This is a genomic window from Clostridium sp. AF34-13, assembly GCF_003477845.1.
GTDB lineage: Bacteria > Bacillota > Clostridia > Lachnospirales > Lachnospiraceae > Butyribacter > Butyribacter intestini.
Genome location: NZ_QUEB01000008.1, coordinates 48,316 through 72,978 on the forward strand (window position 1 = coordinate 48,316; position 24,663 = coordinate 72,978).

The 24,663-nt window shown below is 37.8% G+C and carries 21 protein-coding genes; 16 read left to right on the top strand and 5 right to left on the bottom strand.

Annotated features, from left to right (window positions below; genetic code table 11):
• Positions 1–18: 18 nt before the first annotated feature.
• Positions 19–2,223 (bottom strand): Ig-like domain-containing protein, encoded by a 2,205-nt coding sequence (locus DWZ63_RS08080; RefSeq protein WP_182431468.1) that lies wholly within the window; start codon positions 2,221–2,223, stop codon positions 19–21.
• A 260-nt stretch (positions 2,224–2,483) separates the two neighbouring features.
• Here DWZ63_RS08080 and DWZ63_RS08085 point away from each other — a divergent pair, with 260 nt between their 5' ends.
• The 3 genes from DWZ63_RS08085 to DWZ63_RS08095 all read left to right on the top strand — a co-directional run bounded on the left by DWZ63_RS08085 (position 2,484) and on the right by DWZ63_RS08095 (position 6,868).
• Positions 2,484–3,959: a hypothetical protein gene (locus DWZ63_RS08085; protein ID WP_118499460.1), complete on the top strand. Its 1,476-nt coding sequence runs from the start codon at positions 2,484–2,486 to the stop codon at positions 3,957–3,959.
• A gap of 314 nt (positions 3,960–4,273) precedes the next feature.
• Complete coding sequence (locus DWZ63_RS08090; protein WP_182431469.1) at positions 4,274–5,275, top strand: leucine-rich repeat domain-containing protein; 1,002 nt, start codon at positions 4,274–4,276, stop codon at positions 5,273–5,275.
• Between the two features lie 660 nt (positions 5,276–5,935).
• Complete coding sequence (locus DWZ63_RS08095) at positions 5,936–6,868, top strand: hypothetical protein (protein WP_118499464.1); 933 nt, start codon at positions 5,936–5,938, stop codon at positions 6,866–6,868.
• A gap of 82 nt (positions 6,869–6,950) precedes the next feature.
• Here DWZ63_RS08095 and DWZ63_RS08100 read toward each other — a convergent pair whose 3' ends face one another.
• Complete coding sequence (locus DWZ63_RS08100; protein WP_055945898.1) at positions 6,951–7,673, bottom strand: LytTR family DNA-binding domain-containing protein; 723 nt, start codon at positions 7,671–7,673, stop codon at positions 6,951–6,953.
• Between the two features lie 998 nt (positions 7,674–8,671).
• Between DWZ63_RS08100 and DWZ63_RS08105 the strand changes: the two genes are divergently transcribed.
• The 4 genes from DWZ63_RS08105 to DWZ63_RS08120 all read left to right on the top strand — a co-directional run bounded on the left by DWZ63_RS08105 (position 8,672) and on the right by DWZ63_RS08120 (position 12,938).
• A complete protein-coding gene (locus DWZ63_RS08105; protein WP_118499468.1) occupies positions 8,672–9,637 on the top strand; it encodes a phytochelatin synthase family protein in 966 nt (321 codons plus the stop codon).
• 176 nt (positions 9,638–9,813) lie between these two features.
• Positions 9,814–10,707, top strand: a complete 894-nt coding sequence (locus tag DWZ63_RS08110) for an AraC family transcriptional regulator (protein ID WP_118499470.1) — start codon at positions 9,814–9,816, stop codon at positions 10,705–10,707.
• A gap of 159 nt (positions 10,708–10,866) precedes the next feature.
• Positions 10,867–11,490, top strand: coding sequence for an HAD family phosphatase (locus DWZ63_RS08115; RefSeq protein ID WP_055945906.1), 624 nt, complete (start codon positions 10,867–10,869; stop codon positions 11,488–11,490).
• 89 nt (positions 11,491–11,579) lie between these two features.
• Entirely contained in the window at positions 11,580–12,938 is a 1,359-nt protein-coding gene (locus tag DWZ63_RS08120) for a glycosyltransferase (RefSeq protein WP_118499472.1), read from the top strand.
• A gap of 74 nt (positions 12,939–13,012) precedes the next feature.
• On the opposite strand, the gene DWZ63_RS08125 is transcribed toward DWZ63_RS08120, so the two are convergent.
• Together DWZ63_RS08125 and DWZ63_RS08130 are read right to left on the bottom strand one after the other, a co-directional pair.
• Entirely contained in the window at positions 13,013–13,270 is a 258-nt protein-coding gene (locus tag DWZ63_RS08125; RefSeq protein ID WP_022015252.1) for a hypothetical protein, read from the bottom strand.
• Positions 13,263–13,748 (bottom strand): hypothetical protein, encoded by a 486-nt coding sequence (locus DWZ63_RS08130; RefSeq protein WP_118499474.1) that lies wholly within the window; start codon positions 13,746–13,748, stop codon positions 13,263–13,265. Before DWZ63_RS08130 ends, DWZ63_RS08125 begins: the two co-directional genes overlap by 8 nt.
• A 209-nt stretch (positions 13,749–13,957) precedes the next feature.
• Here DWZ63_RS08130 and DWZ63_RS08135 point away from each other — a divergent pair, with 209 nt between their 5' ends.
• The 6 genes from DWZ63_RS08135 (at position 13,958) to DWZ63_RS08155 (ending at position 19,338) form a co-directional block, all read left to right on the top strand.
• A complete protein-coding gene (locus tag DWZ63_RS08135; protein ID WP_055945916.1) occupies positions 13,958–15,028 on the top strand; it encodes an ABC transporter ATP-binding protein in 1,071 nt (356 codons plus the stop codon).
• Positions 15,029–15,043: 15 nt separating this feature from the next.
• On the top strand, positions 15,044–15,880 hold the full coding sequence (locus DWZ63_RS08140; protein WP_022015255.1) for an ABC transporter permease: 837 nt from the start codon (positions 15,044–15,046) through the stop codon (positions 15,878–15,880).
• Positions 15,874–16,671, top strand: coding sequence for an ABC transporter permease (locus DWZ63_RS15950; RefSeq protein ID WP_055945919.1), 798 nt, complete (start codon positions 15,874–15,876; stop codon positions 16,669–16,671). The genes DWZ63_RS08140 and DWZ63_RS15950 overlap by 7 nt, the downstream gene beginning before the upstream one ends.
• A complete protein-coding gene (locus DWZ63_RS15955; RefSeq protein WP_243020529.1) occupies positions 16,668–17,750 on the top strand; it encodes an ABC transporter substrate-binding protein in 1,083 nt (360 codons plus the stop codon). Before DWZ63_RS15950 ends, DWZ63_RS15955 begins: the two co-directional genes overlap by 4 nt.
• Positions 17,751–17,825: 75 nt before the next feature.
• Positions 17,826–18,932: a chorismate synthase gene (gene aroC, locus DWZ63_RS08150; RefSeq protein WP_118499476.1), complete on the top strand. Its 1,107-nt coding sequence runs from the start codon at positions 17,826–17,828 to the stop codon at positions 18,930–18,932.
• Between the two features lie 196 nt (positions 18,933–19,128).
• Complete coding sequence (locus DWZ63_RS08155; RefSeq protein ID WP_118499478.1) at positions 19,129–19,338, top strand: hypothetical protein; 210 nt, start codon at positions 19,129–19,131, stop codon at positions 19,336–19,338.
• A gap of 192 nt (positions 19,339–19,530) precedes the next feature.
• Here the strand turns inward: DWZ63_RS08155 and DWZ63_RS08160 are convergent, their stop codons facing one another.
• Complete coding sequence (locus DWZ63_RS08160; protein ID WP_022014038.1) at positions 19,531–19,743, bottom strand: hypothetical protein; 213 nt, start codon at positions 19,741–19,743, stop codon at positions 19,531–19,533.
• A 386-nt stretch (positions 19,744–20,129) separates the two neighbouring features.
• Here DWZ63_RS08160 and DWZ63_RS08165 point away from each other — a divergent pair, with 386 nt between their 5' ends.
• From DWZ63_RS08165 to purB, 3 genes are all read left to right on the top strand, one after another.
• Positions 20,130–21,428, top strand: a complete 1,299-nt coding sequence (locus tag DWZ63_RS08165; RefSeq protein WP_055945931.1) for a glycoside hydrolase family 3 protein — start codon at positions 20,130–20,132, stop codon at positions 21,426–21,428.
• Positions 21,429–21,577: 149 nt separating this feature from the next.
• The gene (gene purF / locus DWZ63_RS08170) at positions 21,578–23,071 is read left to right on the top strand and encodes an amidophosphoribosyltransferase (RefSeq protein ID WP_022014040.1); all 1,494 of its coding nucleotides are present in this window, start codon (positions 21,578–21,580) and stop codon (positions 23,069–23,071) included.
• 117 nt (positions 23,072–23,188) lie between these two features.
• Positions 23,189–24,643: an adenylosuccinate lyase gene (purB, locus tag DWZ63_RS08175; RefSeq protein ID WP_118499479.1), complete on the top strand. Its 1,455-nt coding sequence runs from the start codon at positions 23,189–23,191 to the stop codon at positions 24,641–24,643.
• The last annotated feature ends 20 nt before the right edge of the window (positions 24,644–24,663 follow it).

The following is a 24,663-nucleotide window of genomic DNA, read 5'->3' on the forward strand; positions in this document are numbered from 1 at the left end:
ATTTATTGAATATTTAATTTATTTCTTTGCCATATTCATCGATATATCAGTCAGACGATGTGCTGTGACATTTTGAAAACTGTATTTAAGTCCGTCCTCCAGTACATATGAAGTTATTTCTTCACTGTCTATTACTTCGCCTGTTACTTCATCTTTTGTTTCAGTAACGGTAGTTTTTACAGTATAAGGCATAGGCACAGTAACTATGGTAGTTTCACCGGCTGCCGCTGTGACGCTTTCAGCATAAATATCATAAGGTTTTGTTCCAGTCTTAAACAGCAGTTCAAAAGATACATCAATGTTGTCGATGGATTTGTTTTCAATAGTCACATCAACAGTAGGCTCATCGGTGAGGTTTCCGTATTCATCAAGATATTCATCAAGATGGTTAAGGTCGATGGAAATTCCGGTAATAGAATAGTCATAAGTTTCATAGTTTGCCTCTGATTTAGCCTCGCTGTATGAAAAAGTAGAATTATCTTCCTGTACACTTACATAAAACTGTGTTTTAGATAAATCTATCTGTGACAGTAGTTCGGAGTCTATTTTTACTGCCAGATGCTGCGTTTCATTAGGCATTATCGACAATAGTGCGGACTCATCGGTATAAATCTGTTCATTGTCACTGTTGTAGAATGTAGAGTTTACGGTGACCGTGCTGAGTGTTATGGCATTGTTGTTTGTAATGTTTAATTCAGCATGACCGAGATATTTAACTGTTGACGCACTGACAGAAACATTTTGGGCATATGTACGCAGTTCTTCTTCGTAGTCTCTCTCAACAAATGTCGATGCACTTATGAGAGGATTAAGCTGAGCAGCAGTTACAAGGCAAATATTTTTGAGTGATGTATCCGTGTAGTAAGGAAGCTGATATGTCGAAGTTGTACTTCCTGAAGCCTGTACAGATACTGAGTCTGCAATAGTATCAACAATCTTACTTTCTGCATTGTATAAATATACTAAATAAGATACCGTTGTAATATTGTCAGAACTGTTATTTACTGTGACAGGGATTGTAAGATGCTCCAAATCTGTATCACCTATACTTACATTTATAAGGTTTGAATCGACGGTCTTGTAGCTTCCCTGGGCTGATTCTTCATTAGTGACAGATAATGTGATATCTGTATCGGCAGCAGAAACATCGTATGGGTCATCAAGTTTTGAAGTGTCAACAGTTATGTATCGTTTCTCATTTGGTGCTATATCAGACTGTACAGAGCTGTCAGTAAGGATATTATAATCGTCTTTTTCATCTGCAGACGCTTTTTTTACATCTGAACTGTAAAAAGTACTGCTTATATTGAGTGTGTTTATCCAATCTGTACTCGTATTTGTAAGTGTGATAAGTATATGACCATAAAATGCCTGTACCTTTGCAGTTACTTTGCCTGCCAATGCATCGAGTGCAGTATCATCTGTCGAATCGACAACAGGTGTGACCACCTGAGCTTTTGTCTGGATTATTGAAGGTGCCGTGGCAGCAGGCTTTTTGGTAGGTAAGGCCGTTGCCGTAGGAACGGGTGCATTTGTTGTACCGGGTGTCTGTGAAGTGCCAGGCGTATCAGGCTTGTTCGTATCTGTTGAAGGCTGTGAAGATGCCGTACCCGGAGCGGCGGATGTGCCCGGAGCGGCGGAAGTATCAGGTGTTGATGGAAATAACGGTTTTTTAGTCGTGATAGGAACGGGCGTGTTTACAACAGGTGTAGCTGACGCAGACGGTTTTTGGGTCACAGATGGTTTTTTAGTCGGTGTTGTGTCAGGCTTTACTGTGACTTTTGGCATTGATGTTGTATCTGTATCGTCAGTATCAGGGCTTGCAGTTGCCTTTGATGTAGGTGCAGGTGTCTTTTTTACGCTTGGTTTTTTGGTAGCTTTCACAGACTTTTTCTTCTTTACGGTAAGTTTGCATTTATATTTTTTCTTACCGTATTTTGCGTAGATATTACATTTACCGTTCTTTTTTGCGGTAATCTTACCTTTTTTATTAATAGTAGCAATTTTTTTGTTGGAACTGCTCCATTTTATCTTTGATTTCTTTTTGGCACTTACACCTGAGAGTTTTAAGGTGTAAGTTTTCTTAACATATAATGAAAGTGTCGATTTGTTAAGTTTTATCTTTTTGCGGGCGGCAAAAGCCGTACTTCCCGGAAAAGATAAAGATGAAATAATGACAGACAATGCTATCATCAAAGATAAAAGAGTGTTTTTCTTCTTCATATGCATATCCTCCGTTTGTTATTTATGCTTCTATTCTAATAGGAAAATAGAACAAAAGTCAACAATATAATGCCATATTAAGGGAATAATACGGCAAAAAAAAGACCGTTAAAAAAGTATGGAGTATTTTTGAAAAAAAATAAAAAAAAGCTAAATGTTTTATTTTTTATGTCGAAATACATATTGTAAGATTATATGTCCCTTGTTCCAAGGACGATGCGTGGGGACAAAAAAACAACAAAAACAAGGAGGTTTTCGTTATGAAATTAGGAAAATTACTTTTAGGAGCAGGAGTTGTCACTTCTGCACTGGCTGTATCTGCCGGATTTGGAGTCCAGAGCGCTTCAGCAGAAGATGCTGCTACAGCTATTGATATCGCAAAAATCGCGATAAACTACGGCGAGCAGAATATTGTAGTAAAAGAAGCTGCTAGTGACACAGCAGACAAAAAATTATATGTAGGTATCGGTACTTACAGTGCCAAGACACCTACAGATGTCAAAGTTAAGAAATGGATTGAGTATGATAATGACACGACAAATGGTGTGACTATTGATACATCATCATTAGCAGTTACAAAGACACAGTATGTTGTTATAAAAGGTGACAAAAACACTAAAGAAGTTGCTATACAGTTAGCAGCTACACCAAGCAAACTTGCAGCATCTATCGACTATACTGACCCTGCAGCACCTGCACTTTCACTTAAAGATATTACTAAAGGAAAGAGTTCAGCTACAGCAGTGAAAAATGTAGAGTTTTCAGTAGCAAACGGAAGTAAATATACTACATATACAGCTAAAACAGATAGTGCAGCGGGCACAGATCTTACTAAGTATCAGAAACTCGGTGCAACACTTAAAGTACGCCAGGCTGCTTCAACAGATATCGATGCGCTTGACAAAAATGATAGTACTGGAAATTGTAAAGAAGTTGATATCAAGTTAAATGGTGAGGCTGCAAAAGCATATGCAGCTACAGGTACATTCGCAAGCAAAGAGTTAAAAGTAAAAGTTGCTAAGCTTGCATCAGGTCCTAAGATTACAGTAAACTACACAAAGAACACTGTTTCTATACCAAAGACAGCAGAGTACAGAACAGCAGTAGGTGTTTTTGCAAATGACCTCGTTAAGGGTGCAACAAAGAATACAGTCGTTGTACCATTGGCTGAGTTTAAGCAGGATGCAGCATTTACACTTGATGTCCGCACAGCAGCAAAGACAAATGATAAAGATAAGACAAAGTCTAAATCAGCATCAAACATCACAGAAGTAGTAGTTCCAGCAAGCACTAAATGCGTATCAAAAGTAGCAGGTGCTTCTGCTGATACAGATGCAGAGATTGATAAGACTAACTTTGGAACAGCAGATCTTGAGAAAGTTACTGCAAATGGAAAGGTTACTTTAAAATACACAGGTGTAGGAAAAACTACAGCTACATTGACAAATGCCGATACTGAAAATGCATATGATGTCTATGTAACAACAGACTCTACAGTAGGATTTGCAGGTGCTGAAAATGCATATGTAGCTCCTGCATCTACAGTAACAGGTGCAAAGAAGCTTGCAGCAGGAAAGACATTAAAGCTTACAAAACTCAAAGACGGAGACAAGATCTTTATCCGTGTAGCAGGTAATGCAAAGAAGAAGACATTTGCTTCTGAGTATGGTGCATTTGGTACAGTTAAGCTTCCGGTAGCGACACCAGCACCGACAGCAACTGCTACAGGTAAATAAAAATAGTGACACTGCTTCACAGAATAGTGGCAATTAAGACTAATTTACAGCAGAGTCAGATAAAGCTTTGAAAAAAGTTTTTATATGATAAGAGGATTGTTATAGAGTGGATATTATGAAATTTGATATTTGACTTTTGATGATCGTTACATATAACACTTCAGGATGTGGAGATTATATATCGAAACATTCTGAAGTGCTTTTTTTAGCATAATCATGTCGGGATTTAAGGTAAAAGTAAATATAATTTTGCGTTATCAGTCTTTTGATTATGGCGATGAATTATGTTAAAATTCATGGAGGAAATAAATATAATGGATAAAAAAAACAAAGGAATATATTTTATCATAATAGCATTGTTTTTGGCGATATGTGTAGTGTTTTTTATATTTCTCGGAAAAGAAGGGAAAAATACATCAAAAGATAATGCGGATGCGACATCAGATGGTACTGACTATTCTGCCATGAACGGGCAGTATGACGAAAGCCTTGGCGGAGTATTAAACGATGGTGTGGTTTATGAGATTACTGATGAGAAAAAAATGTTAATGTCAGCTAAAACTTATTATAATAATGACTTGGAAAAGTTTGAAATACCGGATGAGGTCACATATAAAGAGAAAAAATATAAAGTTACTGAAATCCAGAAAGCTGCATTTGAGTCAAATCAGTTTATGACTGAGATAAAAATAGGAAAAAATGTAACAAGGATAGGAAAAGAAGCTTTTTATTCATGCCCTTCATTGAAAACGGTCGATATGTCTAAAGGTGTAAAAAGCATCGGAGCAAGTGCGTTTGCCGAGTGTTCAAGTCTTGAAACGGTCAGTTTTTCAAAAAATCTTACGGATATAGGAAAAGAAGCTTTTTGTGACTGCACGGCACTAAAGAGCATTACAGTACCGGCTGGTGTAAAAGTGATGGGCGAAAGTGTATTTTTCGGATGTGACGGTTTGAAAGAATGTAAATTGGAAAACGGCATTGAGGTAATAGGTGCAAGTATGTTTACAAACTGTACTTCACTTGAAAAGATTGAATTGCCGGACTCAATACATTCAATAGGAAAAGAAGCTTTTTGGTCTTGCACATCCATAAAGGAGATGACAGTGCCTGAGAGTGTAAATACGGTGGGTGACAGTGCATTTTATGACAGTGGAATAGAGACCTTGAAGATATATTCAAAAGGAATCGCACCGACAGATAAGCTGCTGGATGGAGCAGATAATCTTGAGAAGCTGTATGTACCCGAACTTATGAGATCTCAGTATGAAGATTTTTATGATATAGTATCATTTGAGATATTGCAGTTAAAGAAGTAGGTGTGGAGTTGATACACACTTTATGTGAAAAGTGGGTGGAGATAAGGATAGGATATTTATTTGTTTAGCAGGTGATGCAAAGAAAAAGATATTAGGTTCTGACTATGTTGTAGTTAGGACAGTGAAGTTTACGGCGAAGTCAAAAATTAAAATTAAGGAGGAAAGTAAGTTGCTTATGTCGTAGTTGGAATAGCTAAGTTTACAGCAGCAACACCGGTGCCAACAGCTTTAGCAAGTACCGGTGCTTAATATTAAATTACGATTATGTCTTAATATAATTTAATGAATAGTACTTTAAATCCCCCCATTTGAAATGGGGGTTGCTAACTTATGGAATTATAATAATTGAAAAACACTCCAGAATGTGGATATGTAATGTATTGAAGCATTTTGGGGTGTTTTTTATTTGAGAGAGAAAACTATGCAGAAAACATAGATGAAAACCTATGCAGAAAATATAGATGGAAAAACTTTGCAGAAAATATAGAGAAGGAAAAATATGCAGAAAGCATAGAGTGGGAAAGCTTCGCAGAAAACATATTGACGAACATTTGTTTATATGCTATGATGGAAATACAAAAACAAACAAATGTTTGTAAAAGTAGGAGAAAACATTGCATTTTTATTATATGGTATGTATAATATAGGAAAGGAGACATTATGGGGAAAGAAAATGATATACAGTGGCATTTGGGATTTTGTGCAGCTATGGAACTGGAGCTTAGAGAGTACGCAGACAGACTGGAATTTCACAGGGAATATCCGCTAAGTAGAAAGCCGCTGCTTATAGATTTGCTTGTAGTGGAAAAAACAGGCGACTTTGAAATAGCGAACGATATAGGTCGGATATTTCAGAAACATAACATAATGGAGTATAAGTCTGAAAATGATACATTAAATGAAGACACATATTTCAAAGTAATGGCATACGCATATTTGTACAAAAGCAGTGAAAAATATGTAGGTGATATAGACATAAACAGCATCACGATTACGCTTGTAAGAGAAAGAAAACCTGAAAAGCTTTTGAGATGGTTTAAAGAAAACAGCTACAAAGTATATGAAAAAACGAGTGGCATATACTACATAGAAAAAGACGGATTTATAAAAACACAGGTAGTAGTCACGGCAGAAGTCGGAGAAAAAGAACATATATTCCTAAAGACACTGAAACGAGGACTGAAGAGAAGTACTGTAGATGATTTTTTAGATAAAGCATTTGAAATGCATGAGCCGTTTGAAAAAGATTGTATAAATTCATTGTTAGGGATAATGGTATCGTCAAACCAAGAATTATTTGACAGTATAAAGAATGGAGGGACAGGTATTATGAATGATGTATTAAGAGAGTTTTTTAAGGAAGAGATAAAAGCTAATGAAGAGCAGGCGATGAACAGAGGCTGGAAAAAAGGAATGGAAAAAGGGATGGAAAAAGGGATAGAAAAAGGAATTGAGAAAGGTAGAGAAGAAGGCAGAATAGAGACTTTATACACGGATTGCAATATGTCAGTATCTGACATAGCAAAGAAAGTGTCAAAATCAGAGGATTATGTAAAAGAGATTATAAAGAAAATATCAGCAGCGTGTCTCTAAAGTTGTATATACAACAGAGTATCATATGAGGAAACCAACCTATCCCCCGATGGATTCCATCGGGGGATTTGAATAAAAAATTTTAAATCAAATGAAGTCGTTCTTCTATGTCCTTTTTGTGTTTTCTTCCAAGTGGAATGGAGTGTTTTCCAACCTGTATTATGAATGTTGATTTATCATATGAATAAAAATGATGCAGGTTTACGATATATTTTCTGTGGCATTGTATGAAATTGTCTGGAAATATATCAAGTAGTTCATTTATTGTCATATTTGTGAGTTTAATATTTGCGTCATGTGTGTAAACGACAGTTTCTTTGCTGGTTGATTCAATGTAGTCTATGTCATCAAGCAGTAAATGGAGATATACACCATTACTGTCTTTTAAAGTTATCTTTTCTTTTTTGTTTTCTCTATGTTCACCTATTATATAGTCAAGTGTTTCTATGAGTTTATATGAGGTGAATGGTTTTACCAGATATGAGCTGCAATGTATCTCCTGAAGGGCAAAGAATATCCTATCAGGGAGTGCTGTCATATAAACTATCGGTGTGTAAAGGTAATGCTCGATGCTTCGTATATATTTTCCAAAATCAAGTCCGTCACAGTCCAGATCATTTTCGTTTTCATGCTTTAACTCAATATCAAGTAAAAAAAGATCAAAACATTTTGTTGATGTAAGGTTGCAGGCTTCTTTATATGTACCGGCTATAAAAATCTGCCAGTCTTTGTAGTGTTCATTTATTATTTTGCTGACAGCTTTCTGCTGTTCATAGTCATCTTCTAAAATAAGTACCGTAAACATAATCATCCTCATTCCTGAGCAACTTTTTTGGGGGATAGATACCGTAAAAGCAATTTGTTTTTTGCTCTGAAACTAATTGCTGTATTTCTCAAATCAATATCGTAGTCAAAATTTTACTTTATTTAATACAAGTATATTTAAACACTATTATATCACAGATTCATTCATTTTACAAAATTGCAATTCAGACCAGAATATATGTATTTCAGACCAAATTATGCGAAAAGTGTTGAGTTTTAGGCGAAAATGAGTAAAATAAAAAATGTAAAAAGTCATTGAGAAAGTCTAGTTGCCGGTGACAGTGAAAGTGTGAGCAGCAACTAAGTTAATGATGATTAAGAGAGACAAGATTGAAAGATTAACGGGTAGAAGCCGTTGATGATACTTATAGTGTGAACGGCAGCTAAATCTTTCAAGGATAAAAAGGGTATTGGAAAGGGTTATGGTGTTTTATCACGGTTGTATAAATGTCTGCTGCATCGGGTAATGTAGCTGGTGAGTCTCTCATACATATAAGTGTAGGACGTCATATATAAGGTATGATTGAAAATAGGGAGTCGGGAAAATTTAAAGGGTAGAAAAAAGGGTAGAGAAATGATGAAATTATTTTTGAATGATTTCATCATTTTTTTCTGTATAGTAAAATGCTCGTAATGTAGTGGTGGTGTTAAGGCAAAACGCTGGTTTTGCTCTTTTTTTTGTTTTTTATTAAATTTTAATGGAAAGAATTGAGATTATGTTTTATACTATGATGTTAGGGTCAAAAGTAGATAGCAATGCATGTTTATATGTAAATTGATATCTACTGGCTTGACCCACCAAACACCGACATGAAGCAGATTTGCTTGCAAATAAGCGAGAATTGAGGTGTTTGTAGGATTGCGAAAATTGCGTGGCAATGAAGCAATCCGGAGCATCAGTTTATATGGATATAATGAAAGGGAAGTATAACTGTATAAGAGGAAAATACAAAAACAAAGAACAGAAAAGGAAAAAACATGGCAAATAAGAAAAGAAAAAAGCCTTATATTGTAAGGCTGATGAGAAAAATTAAAAAAACTTTCAGAATGTGGAAGAGAAAAAATCCGTTAAAGGCATATAGATTGCATATTATCACAACGGTGTGTATTATTGCAATTGTGGCATTTGCAACTTTTAAAACCGGTCTGGCACATGATTTTGTGAGACATTTTTCAAAAAGCGAAGAAGCAAGTGTTACGGAAGCACCGGCTGATACCATGACCCCGCAGCCTACGGAGGAGGTTGTTCAGACTGCTGCACCTGCTCCGGTGCAGACAAAAGTTCCGGCAAAGAAAAACACTGTTGACACAAGATATCTTTATTCATATTTTCAGGGACCAAAGGCATGGAAAAAGAAGCTTGCGTGGTCGGGTTACTGGGGAGATGCATATATTGGCGGAAGAAAGTTTGGTGCGTATGGATGTGGTCTTTGCTGCATGGCAAATGTTTATTCATCTATCACTTCGGAAACATATAAGGCATCACCGGTAGATATGCGAAATTTCGTAAAGAAGAAAACAGGCTACTGGGGGGTAGGTGCAATCGACTGGAAATATATGGTGGTTGGTATGCGAAAGGCAGGTATTTATTGCGGACCTAAGAGAAAGCCGAAGAGATATTCTTCGTTTAGGCGGGATATTGCGAATTCAAAATGTGCTGTTGTGCTTGTCAGCAGTTATGATTCGACTTGTTTTTGGAAAGGCACGCCAGGACATTATGTTACTATTTTTGCATATGATAAGAAGCGTGACAGGGTATTTCTAGCTGATTCAGGTGATCCGAAGCACAACCGCAGATGGATAAGTCTTAAAAAGGTTTATCGTTCACTTAAAAAGGCGAGCAGATACCAGTATGTATGTGTGACAGGGTACAATAATAAGAAAGATGCTTTTAAGAACAGAAAAGCTAGAGGAAAGTGGATAAAGCCGGCATATATGCGGTAAAGCACAACAAACACGAATGAGAAAGACATATGTGCAAAGTGAAAAAGTGGATAAAAAGATATATGCGGTAAATGAAATAAAGATGCTTTATTGTGGAAGTTTGATAATGCCTGTCGTGGTATGATTACACATTTAATAATGAATTTTATAAAAACATTTGGAGATGAGGAGGAAAGATGAGCAGAAAAAAGGAATACGAAGAAAAAGAAAAACATGGTACGGCTCAGTTTCCGGTTGGACTTCACAAACTTGAATATTCGGCGGATACGGATGTAATGTTTTATGTTCACTGGCATCAGGAATTTGAGTTTCTTGTTCTGACTGAGGGGAAAGTGCTGTTTACGATTGAGGACAGGGAATATGTTATGAATCCTGGGGATATTGTATTTATAAATTCAAATTATCTTCATATGGCAAAAAATATTTGTGGCGGAGTATGTTCATTTTATGCCATTGATTTTTCATATCATGTGCTTAATGAGGATATACATAGCATTTTTTCTAAGAAATTTATAAGACCAATATTAAATGATAAGTATGTATTTCCTGAATTTATGCCCGTAAGTGAGGATGAAGATAAATGCTGGCAGAAAGATATAAGGAATTATCTGCATGAAATAGGAGAGTGTCCGGAGCATGAGCTAGAACCGTTTGAGCTTATGATAAGAAGCCGTATTTTGGCTATATGGGATATTCTTGATAAAAATTGTGTTCGTGCACAGAAAGACAACGATATAGAGAGCCGTTATTCTGAGAGACTTGAGCCTGTTATTTCCTATATAAAAGAAAATTATGCGTATGAGATAACATTAGGAGAGCTTGCGGCGATACTTCCTATGAGTGAGGGGCAGTTCAGCAGGGTTTTTAAGCAGACGATGAAACTGTCTCCGATACAGTATCTTATGAGATATAGGATATTGCAAAGCTGCAAATTGTTGCAGGATACGGAGAAAAAGATAGGTGAGATAGCAAATCTGTCAGGATTTAATAATATAAGTTATTTTAACAGGGTATTCTTGAATACGATAGGATGTACACCAAAAGAATACAGGGAAAACAGCAGTTATTAAATTTTAATAGTGAATTGCGAAAACGGATATAGGCTGTGTTAGTTGCACAATTTAATTATGTATTATAGGAGTTTCGCAAATGTTTATTAAACTGGGAATAGGAAGGAAAGTATAAGAGTGGTTAGAGAATATAACGATATTTTGGAGGCTGTTCGTAGTGTGAAGTCAAAGCAGGCGGTTATTTTTGATATGGATGGTCTTATTTTTGATACTGAGCGTGTTTTTATGGAACAGCTTGCGGTTGCGATGAAAGAACATGGCTATGTACTGACGAGGGAAATTTACACAGAGACACTTGGTCTTGGTGGAAAAAAGCTTGTTGATTTTATGCAGTCTAAATTTGGTTATGATTATCCTTTTGAGGAGTGTAGCAGAAAGGCACAGGAGAGAATGGCAATGATTTCAGAAACTATTGGTCTTTCGGTTAAACCTCAGATAAGAGAGCTTTTACAGGAGTTAAAAGCAGGGAATATTAAATGTGGGGTTGCTTCATCGACAAAGACTGAACTTGTTGAGAAATATTTGAAACAGGCAGAACTTGACGGCTTTTTTGATGTTGTGATTGGTGGGGATAAAGTTAAGGTATCAAAGCCGGAGCCGGATATTTTTATCTATGCCTGCGAGAGACTTAATGTATCTCCGATGAAAGCTCTTGTGCTTGAGGACAGTGAAAATGGAATAAGGGCGGCAAGAGCTGCAGGAATCCCGGTTATATGTATTCCTGACCTTAAAGAACCATCAAGAGAGGTTGAGAAACTTGTGACGGCTATTGTAAGGCGGTGAATAATCGGGAAAAAGTTATACAAAAGATTTTGTTTTGCCTAAACATTTGAAATTGGAGTTTATTATTAAAAATGTGGGGATGAGGTCATATGAAAAAACACATTATAATACTAAAAAAAGGAAATGTCTGTTACGGTTCGACATCATACTTTGCGGAGCGTATCAACGAGGAGTTTAAAAAGACTGGGATAAGTTCGGAGATAGTAGATATAAATTCTAAGGAAGATGCTGAAAGATTTGTGCAAAAGTATGAAAGATTAAATGAAGTTACGGATATAATAGATTTTAATACGGATATTTTTTCGTATATATTTCCTAAAAATTATTATGATAATTATAATGCAGAGAGTTATGTTGCCGGGACAGAATGTGCAGGCGGCAGCGTGAAGTATGACAGAGAAAATTACATATTTGACATTAAAAATGATAACAGCGGCAGCGACTATGTAAAGTTGTGGCATATTATTCTTGACCATCCTCTTTACCACAACAGTGTCTTGAGGCAGCCTCTTAAGAATATAAGAGTAGTGTGTCTTGATGAGACTCATGCAGAGTATATCAGAAAGCATTACAGTCATATTAAGGAGGTTATCGTGATGCCTTTGCCGGCTGATACGGCGAAAAATCTTGTCCCATACAATGAGAGGAGCAGGGATGTTCTTTTTACCGGAACTTATACATCATCGGAGGATATTGTTGCACTTGCCATGCGAAGTGGCGGAGATAGTGTGGAAATTAAAAATTTTCAAACTATGCACAAAGAACCGGCACAGGAATTTATAAATAGTATGCAGATATTTAACAAGATGGCTGGTTATCTGTTGGAAAACCCGTGTGAAACAATAGAAAAGGCTTACACTTTTGCATTGGGAGATATAACGGATGAAACGGCATTAAAAGAAACAGCTGCAGCTTTTGCAGATGGTCTTGAACTTAATTTTTTGGCGGATATGTTTATAAGAGCGGTTATCAGGGAAGAATTGTTAATGGAGATGTTAAGAAACGGCATCGATGTTGATATATTCGGACATGGATGGGAAAAGTTTGTAGAAAAGTGTGGAAATGTGGAAAAAAGCGAGGGTAGATTTAAGGGAAAGATAAATATATGTGGTGAGGTTGATTATAGACAACTTCCTGAATTATACGCTGATACTAAGATTGCATTGAATGTTCTGCCGTGGTTTAAGGCTGGGCAGCATGACCGCATAGCACTTGCTATGTGTAACGGTTGTGTCTGCGTGACAGATGAGAGTACTTATCTTGAAAAGAAATTTGTTGACGGTGAAAACATTTTTATGTATTCGCTTGAGGATATGACAGGGGCGGCTATGCTTGTCAGGGATTTACTGGCACATCCTTTAGAGGCTGCAAGAGCAGCCGCAAAAGGTTATGTCTGTGCCGTAAGTAGTCTCAGCTTTAAAAAATATATTGAGATTTTTATAAATTGATGCAAAGGTCAACAGAAAATGGCTTAGTGTATTATTAGCATAATAAAACTGAGCTGATATGGTATATATTATTTTTACAAAAAAGACCGTAGAAATTCATACTGGCTTTTCTGTTTTGGAGGGAGCATTTCAATGAAGATGTCAGTGAGAAGTTTATCTTCCTCAGCAGTGAAACTTATATGTTCTGTTCTTAGTTTGTCTTTCCAGTTTGCGAGGATTGGCAGTGCCTCGTTTAGGTCTTTGCCGTGGAGCGAGTTTACGAGAAGCTCCACCATATGCTGTTTACTTGGATCCATCTGCATAAAAGATTTGTTATTTTTCCAGTTATTCATATACTTTTTCTTCTCCTTTTTTATTGTTCATGACTTTGGATACCTGTTCAAATGTTGTACGCTGCTGTGGTGAAAGCTGTGACATTAGAAACTCCATCATAAAATTTTGTGTACTGTTTTCGCTGTATTCCTCACTTTTGACGGCAGAATGTGTTTTTGCAAAATCTCTGTAATTTTTAAACAGTTCGCCGGCGTGCAGGAAATTTAACAGCATACGGACTACCTCTGACTCGGCAGGTGTGCAATAGTCTTTTATGTTTAGAAGCAGTTTTTCATAAACTGCCGGAGTGGCAGCGGCTTCTGCCTGGGCTGCACGCAGTGTCATCTCGTCGTCATTTTGTGAGACTTCTGTTGCCAGCGAAATGAGATTATCAGCCTGGAGTATTATTTCCATGGCTTTTTTGTTATGTGGAGGAACATATGGCAGTGCCGCTTTGAGCATTGCAAGACGGCGTTGATGTTCGTTTGAAAATTCCAATATAATTCTCCTTTAAAGTATTTTCTAAATTGATTTTATGATATATAATTGATTTTATGCAGATATATTGATAACATTTTGAAAGTAATCATTATTTTGAGTAGCTTGCTGCAAAGTGATGCCGCCATTGTTTTGCGGCAAAATATTGTATCAGCAATATTTTTACATTATCTGCACAAGACATTAGAAGAAAGACTGGAGTGAAATAAATGGCGAAGAAACTTATTGATTTGGTAGGAATTACAAAATCTTATGGGGATAAGGTCATTCTTGATGATATGAACCTTTTTATGAATGAAAACAGATTTTTGACACTGCTTGGACCGAGTGGATGTGGCAAGACAACGACACTCAGGATAATAGGTGGTTTTGAGACTCCTGACAGGGGCAAGGTCATATTCGACGGAAAAGATATTACAAATATGCCGCCTAATGAGCGTAACTTAAATACGGTTTTCCAGAAATATGCGTTATTTACGCATATGAATATAGAAGAAAATATCGCTTTTGGACTTAAGATTAAAAATAAATCAAAGTCTTATATAAAGGACAAGATAAAATACGCGTTGAAACTTGTAAATCTTGACGGGTTTGAGAAGCGTATGCCGGACTCTCTTTCAGGAGGCCAGCAGCAGAGGATTGCGATAGCGAGAGCCATCGTAAATGAACCTAGGGTGCTTCTTCTTGATGAGCCGCTTGGGGCACTCGACCTTAAGATGCGTCAGGATATGCAATACGAGCTTATCAGGCTTAAAAATGAGCTTGGCATTACTTTTATTTATGTAACGCATGACCAGGAGGAAGCTCTTACAATGTCTGATACTATAGTTGTAATGAATCAGGGCTATATCCAGCAGATAGGCACTCCAGAAGATATTTACAATGAGCCGCAGAATGCATTTGTTGCCGATTTTATCGGTGAGAGTAATATTATAGCTTCGACGATGGTTCAGGACAGGGTCGTAAATATTCTCGGTACTAAGTTTGAGTGTGTCGATGAGGGCTTCGGTACAAACAAGCCGGTTGATGTTGTCATAAGACCTGAGGATCTTGTTATCACTGAAAAGGACAAAGGTATAATAAACGGCAGGGTTATTTCAGCAATATTTAAGGGCGTTCACTATGAGATGGAGATAGATGCCTGTGGATTTACATTTCTTGTGCACAGTACAGTCATGGCGGAGCCGGGAAAAGAAGTCGGACTCTGGGTAGATCCTTTCAATATCCAGATTATGAACAAGCCTGAGTCAGAAGACGAAAAGGTACTTGTTGAGGAGTAGGAGAGGAGTGATTTTATGGGTAAGTTAAAAAATCTCGGTTCCAAACTTCTGGCAGGACCGTATGTTATCTGGATGCTGCTGTTTACGGTGATTCCTCTCGGACTTATCATCTACAACGGATTTACAAATTCAGACGGAAGATTTACTTTTAAATATGTTGCAGCCATCGCAGACCCGGTTAATGCAAAACCGCTTCTGTTAAGTTTTGAAATGTCTCTTATCGTGACGGTTGTCTGCCTTTTGCTTGCATTTCCGCTTGCAGTAATATTGAGTAAATATTCGACGGACAAAAACAGCTTTATCGTTATGATATTTATCCTGCCTATGTGGATGAATTTCATGCTGAGGACACTTGCGTGGAGACTTATTTTACTAAATAATGGATTTTTAAACCAATTTCTTACAATGCTTGGTCTTTCAAAAGTGTATCTAATGAACACGAAAGCCGCCATTATCTTTGGAACGGCATACGATTATTTTCCGTTTATGGTTCTGCCGATATACAATGCTGTCGTAAAGATAGACAAGGATGTTATAAATGCGGCGAAAGACCTCGGAGCCACCAATTCGGTCGTGCTTAGAAAGATAATTCTCCCGTTGAGTGTTCCGGGGATAGTAAGCGGCATAACGATGGTGCTTGTTCCGTCAATGAGCGAGTTCGTCATAGCGGATATGCTTGGCGGCGGTAAGATATATCTTATCGGTAATGCCATTGAGCAGGCTTTTAATTCAGGATATGCTGATGTTCATGCGGGTTCGGGACTGTCCATGTCACTTATGGTGCTTATTCTTATAAGTATCGTTATATACAGGATATTTGATAATGGAAAGGAGTCAGAGAGTATATGGTAAAGAAAAAGAACATTTTTCAGAAAATATATCTTGCCGTTATCCTCATAATGCTCTATCTTCCAATAGGCGTTTTGATAATTTCTTCCGTCAACGCCTCAGAAAAGAATAAAGCCGTATGGGGAGGATTTTCTCTTGCTGCATACAAAAAGCTGTTCCATGACGGTACGATAATGAATGCACTTTATACGACCGTTATCCTTGCGGCAGCGGCAGGTTTTATAGCAACGATTTTAGGAACGCTCGTCTGTATTGGAATGATAGGCATGAGCAAAAAAGTACGCTCTGCGATAATGGGAGTTACAAATATACCGATGTTAAATGCTGATGTTGTAACAGGTATAGCACTTATGCTTCTGTTTACGAGGTTTACAGAGCTTAGTTTTTCGACTATGATGGTAGCACATATCACACTGATAATACCGTATGTGGTCTTGTCGGTCTGGCCGAAAGTTTTGCAGCTTAACATAAGCACATACGAGGCTGCACTAGACCTTGGTGCGTCAAGGCTGTATGCAATGTGGAAAGTCGTTATCCCTGATATAATGCCGGGCATAATGTCAGGATTTTTACTCGCATTTACAATGTCTCTCGATGATTTCTCAGTGACATATTTCACTAAAGCACCGGGAATACACACAATGTCTACAATGATAAATGCGGAGTACAGAAAGGGTATTCAGACGGAGATATATGCTCTGTCAACGATAATATTCATAATAGTGCTTATTGTGCTGTTTGTGATAAACAGAAAAAGCGTTATGTCTTTGAAAAAGAAGGGGGCAGCGGCATGATGAGAAAAAGCATAAAGAGACTTACGGCGGCAGTTTTGTTTATGAGCATAACGGTCTCATCAACTTTTTTTCTTACTGCGTGTAAAAATAATGATGTTTCTTCAAAAAATAAGATAGTAGTTTTTAATTATGGCGATTATATTGATTCCACGCTTCTTGATAAATTTGAGAAAGAAACAGGGATAAAGGTGGTATATGAGGAGTTTCTGACACCTGAAGCGATGTACACAAAGTTTAAAAATGGTGCGGTGGATTATGACCTTATCTGTTGTTCTGATTATATGCTCGACAAGATGATAAAGGAAAAAGATGTAAGAAAAATTGACTACGATAAGATGAAATATATCAAAAATATCGGTAAAAAATACTGGGATATGTCGAAAAGTTTTGACAAGACACTTAGTTATACAGTTCCTTATTACTGGGGAACAGTCGGCATACTGTATAATACTGAAATGGTGGATAAAGTACCTGACAGCTGGGATGTCCTATGGGATAAGAAGTATAAAAACAACATAATCATGCAGAACAGTGTCAGGGATAGCTTCATACCGGCACTTGTAAGACATGGGTATTCTATAAATACGACAGATAAAAATGAGCTGGGGACTGCACTCAATGACCTTAAGCAGCAAAAGGAGATAGTACAATCCTACCTTGTGGATGAGATTAGGGATGATATGGCGAACAACCAGGCTGCTATGGGACTTATATATTCAGGTGAGGCTAGTATCGCACAGGACTACAATGATAAACTTGAATATGTTGTTCCTAAAGAGGGTTCTGACATATGGATGGATAGCTGGGTTATACCAAAGAAAGGTAAAAATTATGATGGAGCCGTCAAATTCCTTGACTTTTTGTGCAGGGAAGATGTGGCAATGACAAACTTTGAATATGTATATTATTCAACACCTAATGAAGCGGTATTAGATCAGATAGACGACGAGGAAAAGGCAGAGAGAAATGCGATTTTTCCGTCAGATGATGTTATAGACAGGTGCAAGGTCTTTAAGTATCTTGGAAAGGATGCGGAGGAGTATTATAACAGGCTTTGGAAGGAGCTTAAAGTTTACTGATTGATTTTAAAATATAGGCTGTGAGGATTGTGCGGATATAACAATAATATAAATTTAGAAAAAGGAGAAATTGATATGGCAGCAGGTTCATCGTTTGGAAATTTGTTTCGTGTGACTACATGGGGTGAGTCCCATGGTAAGGGCATTGGCGTTGTTGTTGATGGTTGTCCGGCAGGGCTTGAGATTAGCGAGGAGGTTATCCAGAAGTATCTCAACAGAAGGAAGCCGGGGCAGACGCGTTATTCGACTCCGAGAAAGGAGGACGATCTTGTCGAGATACAGTCAGGTGTTTTTGAGGGTAAGACGACGGGGACACCTATCTCTATGGTTGTTTACAATAAGACACAGCGTTCAAAGGATTATTCGGAGATTGCTAAGTATTACAGACCTGGACACGCTGATTATACTTTTGATGAAAAATTCGGTTTCAGAGATTACAGGGGCGGCGGTCGTTCTTCAGGCCGTGAGACTATAGGCAGGGTCGCGGCAGGTGCCATTGCGTGCGAGGCATTGAAACAGCTTGGTGTTAATGTTATTGCATACAGTAAGGCAATAGGCGGCATTGAAGCAGATACGACAGATGTTTCATTTGATAAGATTATGGAAAGTCCTCTTTATATGCCTGACATTGCGGCATCACATAAAGCCGAAAAGCTTCTTGAGGAGAAGATGAATGAACAGGACTCAGTGGGCGGAATTATTGAATGTGTCATCTCAGGAATACCTACAGGTGTAGGAGAGCCGGTTTTTGAGAAGCTCGACGCAAATCTTGCAAAGGCTGTTATGTCGATAGGTGCAGTTAAAGGTGTGGAGATAGGTGCAGGTTTTGAAGTGGCTTCAATGTATGGCTCAGACAACAACGACGCATTTAAGATGGACGGAGAAAATGTCTCTAAAAAGACAAACAATGCCGGAGGGATACTGGGCGGCATAAGTGATGGAAGTGATATAGTTTTAAGAGCGGCAGTTAAGCCGACACCATCTATCGCAAGGAGTCAGGAGACCGTAAACCGTGACGGTGAGGATATTGAAGTTCAGATAAAGGGAAGACACGACCCGATAATTGTGCCGAGAGCGGTTGTAGTTGTCGAGTCTATGGCGGCGATATGTGCGTTTGATATGCTCTTAGAGTCGATGACATCAAAGATGTATAATATTAAAAAGTATTTTGAACGCATATAAGCATTCCGGTTTTTTAGTGCGTATAGTATAAAAACTTCCACTGACAGGTCACAAAGCGACTGAGTTCATGAGCAAGTAGCGAAGCAGATTGCGAATGTTTGTTTAAATAATAAAAAATTACAACGGTTAAGGTTTTCACTTCGATATAAAAGTTACATAAAATAATAGTGTATATCCTGATATACGGAGAAAAAATATGGGAAGATGCTATTATTATGGAAATGAGTACGCAGAACTTAAAGCTGTTGAAAAAAAAGAGAAAACTCCGGTTGAAAAAGAAAGTGATAATGTGATAAAAAGAATCATAATAGATGATGATACGGAGCTTGTTATAGAGAAAGATACGGTCTATGAGATAGACAGGAAATGTGTAGAGTGTAAGAAAAACAAGGGAAGATGCAGATAAAGCTGAGTTTGTGATAAAAACTGCATATGAGTTGTAAAACTTAGTTTAAATCAAAAACAGTATTTCAAACGAAATTTTATTTTGTTTCGGATAGTTGTTTTACTAAAAAACGGGGAGCCTTTTTAAGGCTCCCCAAATATTGTTAAATATTGTCGTTAAGTAATGTAAATGTTTTGCTGTTTTTGCGGATATTTAGAAACCACCGCCGCCACAGCAGCAAAGAATAAGTAAAATCCAGATGATTGAATTGCATCCGTTGTCAGAACCGCATCCGCAGCCGTTACCGAAACCAAAGCCATTTCCGTTGCCACAGCATGAGCAGAGTAAAAGAAGAATGATAATCCAACTGCATCCGCTATCTCCGTTGCTGCATCCGCCACATGTTGTTGCTGCTAAATCACTCATAAATCCTCCATTTGTCGATTTCATCGACTTAATAATTATCTACAATCTCATAATATGCGGTGTGGGTTGTCTTATTTACAAAAAATTGAAAGAAATTTGAAAAAAGGTTAAAATGACTTTTGGAGTGGCGAAAAATGGAGGATGAATTGATTTTATTTAGAAAAAATTAATTAAAAATCATAGGGCTATATGATATAATATCCGCGAAGGCAAAAATGAACATAGAAATTAACAGATATGGGTGTTTACACACAGCATCTGCTAATTTCTATGTGAATGCACCCGCGAGTTCGTAAAAGCAAAGCTTTTGCGAACTTTTTGCCGGAGCATAAATAAGATTTTGAGTTTTCAAGAGCGTTGTAATTAAAAACAGGAAAGAGGTAATTATGTTTAGAAAGAAAATAAACAGCACATATGGAATTATAAAGGCAGCGGTGAGTTTATTGCTTGTCATTTCGCTTACAGGATGTTCGTTATCCGGCGGTGATAAAAAAGCTGAAAATACAAAGGCACCTGCGTCTACCGTAAAACAGGCAGAGGTAAAAACTTTGTCAAAGGAAGATGCATTTGCAAAGGCAGCACAGTATCTTAAGAATATGAGTGTTGAACAAAAAGTCGGACAGTTATTTGTGGTAAATCTTGAACAGCTCGATTCATCTAAAGGAAGTTATTATGAGTGGAAAAAATGCTCAAAGAAGATGAAAGAAGCTATTAAGAAAAACAGCATAGGCGGAGTTATAATGTTTTCGAGAAATATCGGAAAAAGAAAGCAGACGAAAAAACTCATAAAAGAAATTCAGAAAGCTGCTGACATTCCGGCATTTGTAACGGTTGATGAAGAGGGCGGAGAGGTTGCAAGAATCGCAGGCAATCCTGATATGAAAACAACAAAGTATCCTTCAATGGAGGATGTTGGCAAAAAGAAAGATGCTGATTATGTAAACAATATGGGAAAAACCATAGGAAATGATATAAAAAAGCTGGGCTTTAATGTTGATTTTGCACCGGTTGCAGATGTAAAGACGAGTAACCTGAATCTCGAGATAGGTTCAAGGTCATTTGGAAAGGACCCGGACAAGGTGGCAGAGCTTGTGGAGGCATTTGTAAAAGGTATCCAGTCAACAAATGTTTCGGCAACACTCAAACATTTTCCGGGACAAGGTTCGTCAAAGGGGGATACTCATATTGAAAATGTAAATATTGACAGCAGTATAGCTGCACTTAGAAAAGTCGATTTTGTACCTTTTGAAAAAGGAATAAAGGCAGGTGCCGATTTTGTAATGGTATCGCATATATCGGTAAGCAGGGTTACGGAGACTGCACAGCCGGCAAGTATGTCAGAACTTATCATGAAGACCATACTCAGAGAGGAACTTGGTTTTGAGGGCGTTATAATAACAGATGCTATGGATATGGCATCAATAACAGACAAATACTCGTCAGAAGAAGCTGCACTAGGTGCATTCGAGGCAGGTGCCGATATAATCCTTATGCCTATGGATTTTGAAGAAGCATATAAAAATATACTTTCAGCGGTAGACTCAGGTGAGATAGGTATGGACAGACTCGATGAGTCAGTTCAGAGAATACTCACTGTTAAATTCATGAGGGGAATAATCCCTGAGAATGTGGATAGTCCGGTACAGGCTGCAACGGCACAGGCGGTAACAACAACACCGCAATAGATTTTTTTGTGTTTATATTTATGAAGAGTGAAAAGTAACCGTTTTTTGTTATATTTATACGAAAAATCAATATTAACTTGCGATTTTGTAAAAAATTGATATAATTATATTTGTGGTAATTGCGTTAAAATACAAATCCGGAGGAAACAATGAATAACGAAACAAATTATTGCGGGGAAAGAAAATCCTGTCAGAAAGGTGATTGCAAAGGTTGTCTTCTGAGAGGTATAGAGGAACCTAAACTCGGAGAAGAATGTGGAGTTTTTGGTATGTATGACCTTGATGGAAATGATGTTGCATCTTCAATCTATTATGGATTGTTTGCATTACAGCATCGTGGACAGGAAAGCTGTGGTATCGCAGTCAGCAGGACAGATGGTCCGCCGAGAAATTCAAATGTATGCAAAGGTATGGGACTTGTAAATGAAGTCTTTAATGCAGAAAATCTTGAAAAGATGGCAGGTGATATCGGAGTAGGTCATGTGCGTTATTCGACAGCGGGGGCAAGTGTTGCTGAGAATACACAGCCACTTGTTTTGAACTATATAAAAGGTACTCTCTCAATGGCACACAACGGAAACCTTGTAAATGCATTAGAACTTAGAAATGAGCTTGAGATGAACGGAGCTATTTTTCAGACAAGTATCGACTCAGAGGTTATTGCTTATCTTATTGCAAGGGAAAGACTAAAGACCGGAAAAGTTGAAGAAGCCGTTAAAAATGCGATGGTTAAGCTTAAGGGAGCATACTCACTTGTTGTGGCAAGTCCGAGAAAACTTATAGGAGCAAGAGATCCATTTGGATTCAGACCACTATGTATAGGAAAGAGGGACAATGCATATGTACTTTCATCAGAGTCATGTGCACTCGATACAGTGGGGGCAGAGTTTATAAGAGATGTAGAACCGGGTGAGATTGTAACCATCACACAGGATGGCATAAAATCTGACAAGAGTCTGACACAGGCAAAAGCGGCAAAATGTATATTTGAGTATATTTATTTTGCAAGACCTGACAGTTACATAGACGGCATATCAGTAAATTCGTCGAGGATAACAGCCGGAAGGATTCTGGCACAGACGCATCCGGTAGATGCAGACATCGTAGTAGGTGTACCTGAATCAGGAAATGCGGCAGCTATGGGATATGCAATGGAGTCCGGAATACCTTATGGCATTGCATTCGTCAAGAACAGTTATGTGGGAAGAACATTTATCAAACCTAAGCAGTCGGCGAGAGAGTCGAGCGTAAGAGTAAAATTAAATGCGTTAAGGGAAGTTGTAAGGGGCAAGAGAGTTGTAATGATAGATGATTCCATTGTAAGAGGAACGACAAGTGCAAGGATAGTAAAGATGATAAAAGATGCAGGAGCATCTGAGGTGCATGTACGCATCAGTTCACCACCGTTTCTGTATCCGTGTTATTTTGGAACGGATGTACCGTCAAGTGACCAGCTTATAGCATACAATCATTCAGTAGAACAGATATGTGAGATGATAGGTGCAGATTCTCTCGGTTATCTTGACATAGAAAGATTAAGTGAACTTATAGACGGAGACAAAGGTTATTGTAATGCCTGTTTCTCCGGAAATTATCCTGTAGAGCCTCCTAAGGAGGATATAAGAGGAGATTTTGAAAAGTAATCCTCAGACACAGGATACGATATGATACGAAAAGTTAAAAATTCAGACCTGATATTATAAACTATGGCACAAAGCTGATGATGTTTTATCATCACGGAAGGGAAAGGAATAGAAGATATGAGTTATGATAGATATACAAGCCCGCTTTCAGAGCGTTATGCAAGTAAAGAAATGCAATACATTTTTTCGCCTGATAAGAAGTTTAAAACCTGGAGAAGACTCTGGATTGCACTTGCAGAAGCGGAAAATGAACTCGGACTTAAAAATGAGCATGGAGAGCCGGCGGTAACTAAAGAGCAGATAGACGAGCTTAAGGCAAATGCCGATAACATAAACTATGATGTGGCAAAACAGAGAGAAAAAGAAGTTCGTCATGATGTTATGTCGCATGTATATGCATACGGTGTACAGTGTCCTAAGGCAGCAGGAATCATCCATCTTGGAGCAACATCCTGCTATGTAGGAGACAATACAGATGTTATCGTTATGACAGAGGGGCTTAAGCTTGTAAGAAAAAAACTTATCAATGTTATTGACGAACTTTCAAAATTTGCAGACAAATATAAAAGCCAGCCGACACTTGCATTTACACATTTTCAGCCGGCACAGCCTACAACGGTAGGTAAGAGAGCTGCATTATGGCTTCAGGAATTTGTTATGGATCTTGAAGATGTTGAATATGTTCTTTCTACTATGAAGCTTTTAGGTTCAAAGGGAACCACAGGAACGCAGGCAAGTTTCATGGAACTTTTTGACGGTGATGAGGAAAAGGTTAAAAAGTTAGATGATATTATTGCAAAGAAGATGGGATTTGAAAAATGTTTCCCTGTTTCAGGACAGACATATTCGCGTAAACTTGATACACGTGTATTGAATGTTCTTGCCGGTGTTGCTGCAAGTGCACATAAATTTTCAAATGATATAAGACTTTTACAGCATCTTAAAGAGATAGAGGAGCCATTTGAGAAAAACCAGATAGGTTCATCGGCTATGGCATACAAGAGAAATCCTATGAGAAGTGAGCGTATCGCATCGCTTTCAAGATATGTCATGTCAGATGTGACAAACACAATGTTCACATCGGCGTGTCAGTGGTTTGAGAGAACACTTGATGATTCGGCAAATAAGAGAATCAGTGTTCCGGAGGGATTCCTTGCAACAGACGGAATCTTAGACCTCGTGCTCAATGTTGTTGATGGACTTGTAGTTTATGACAAAGTTATAGAGAAACGCCTTATGTCAGAACTTCCGTTTATGGCAACTGAAAATATCATGATGGATTCAGTAAAGGCTGGCGGAAACAGACAGGAACTTCATGAGGAAATTCGTAAACTTTCAATGAAAGCCGGAGAAAATGTAAAGAAATATGGAAAAGATAACAATCTTCTTGAACTCATTGCAGACGATGATAAGTTCCCGGTAGGAATTGAAGAATTAAATGCAACGATGGATCCGGCAAAATATGTTGGACGTTCAGCTTCACAGGTTACGGAATTTCTTGAAAATATCGTAAATCCTATCTTGGATGCAAATAAAGATATATTAGGAGTTAAGGCAGAAATAAATGTCTGATAAAAATAATTAAATTAGGG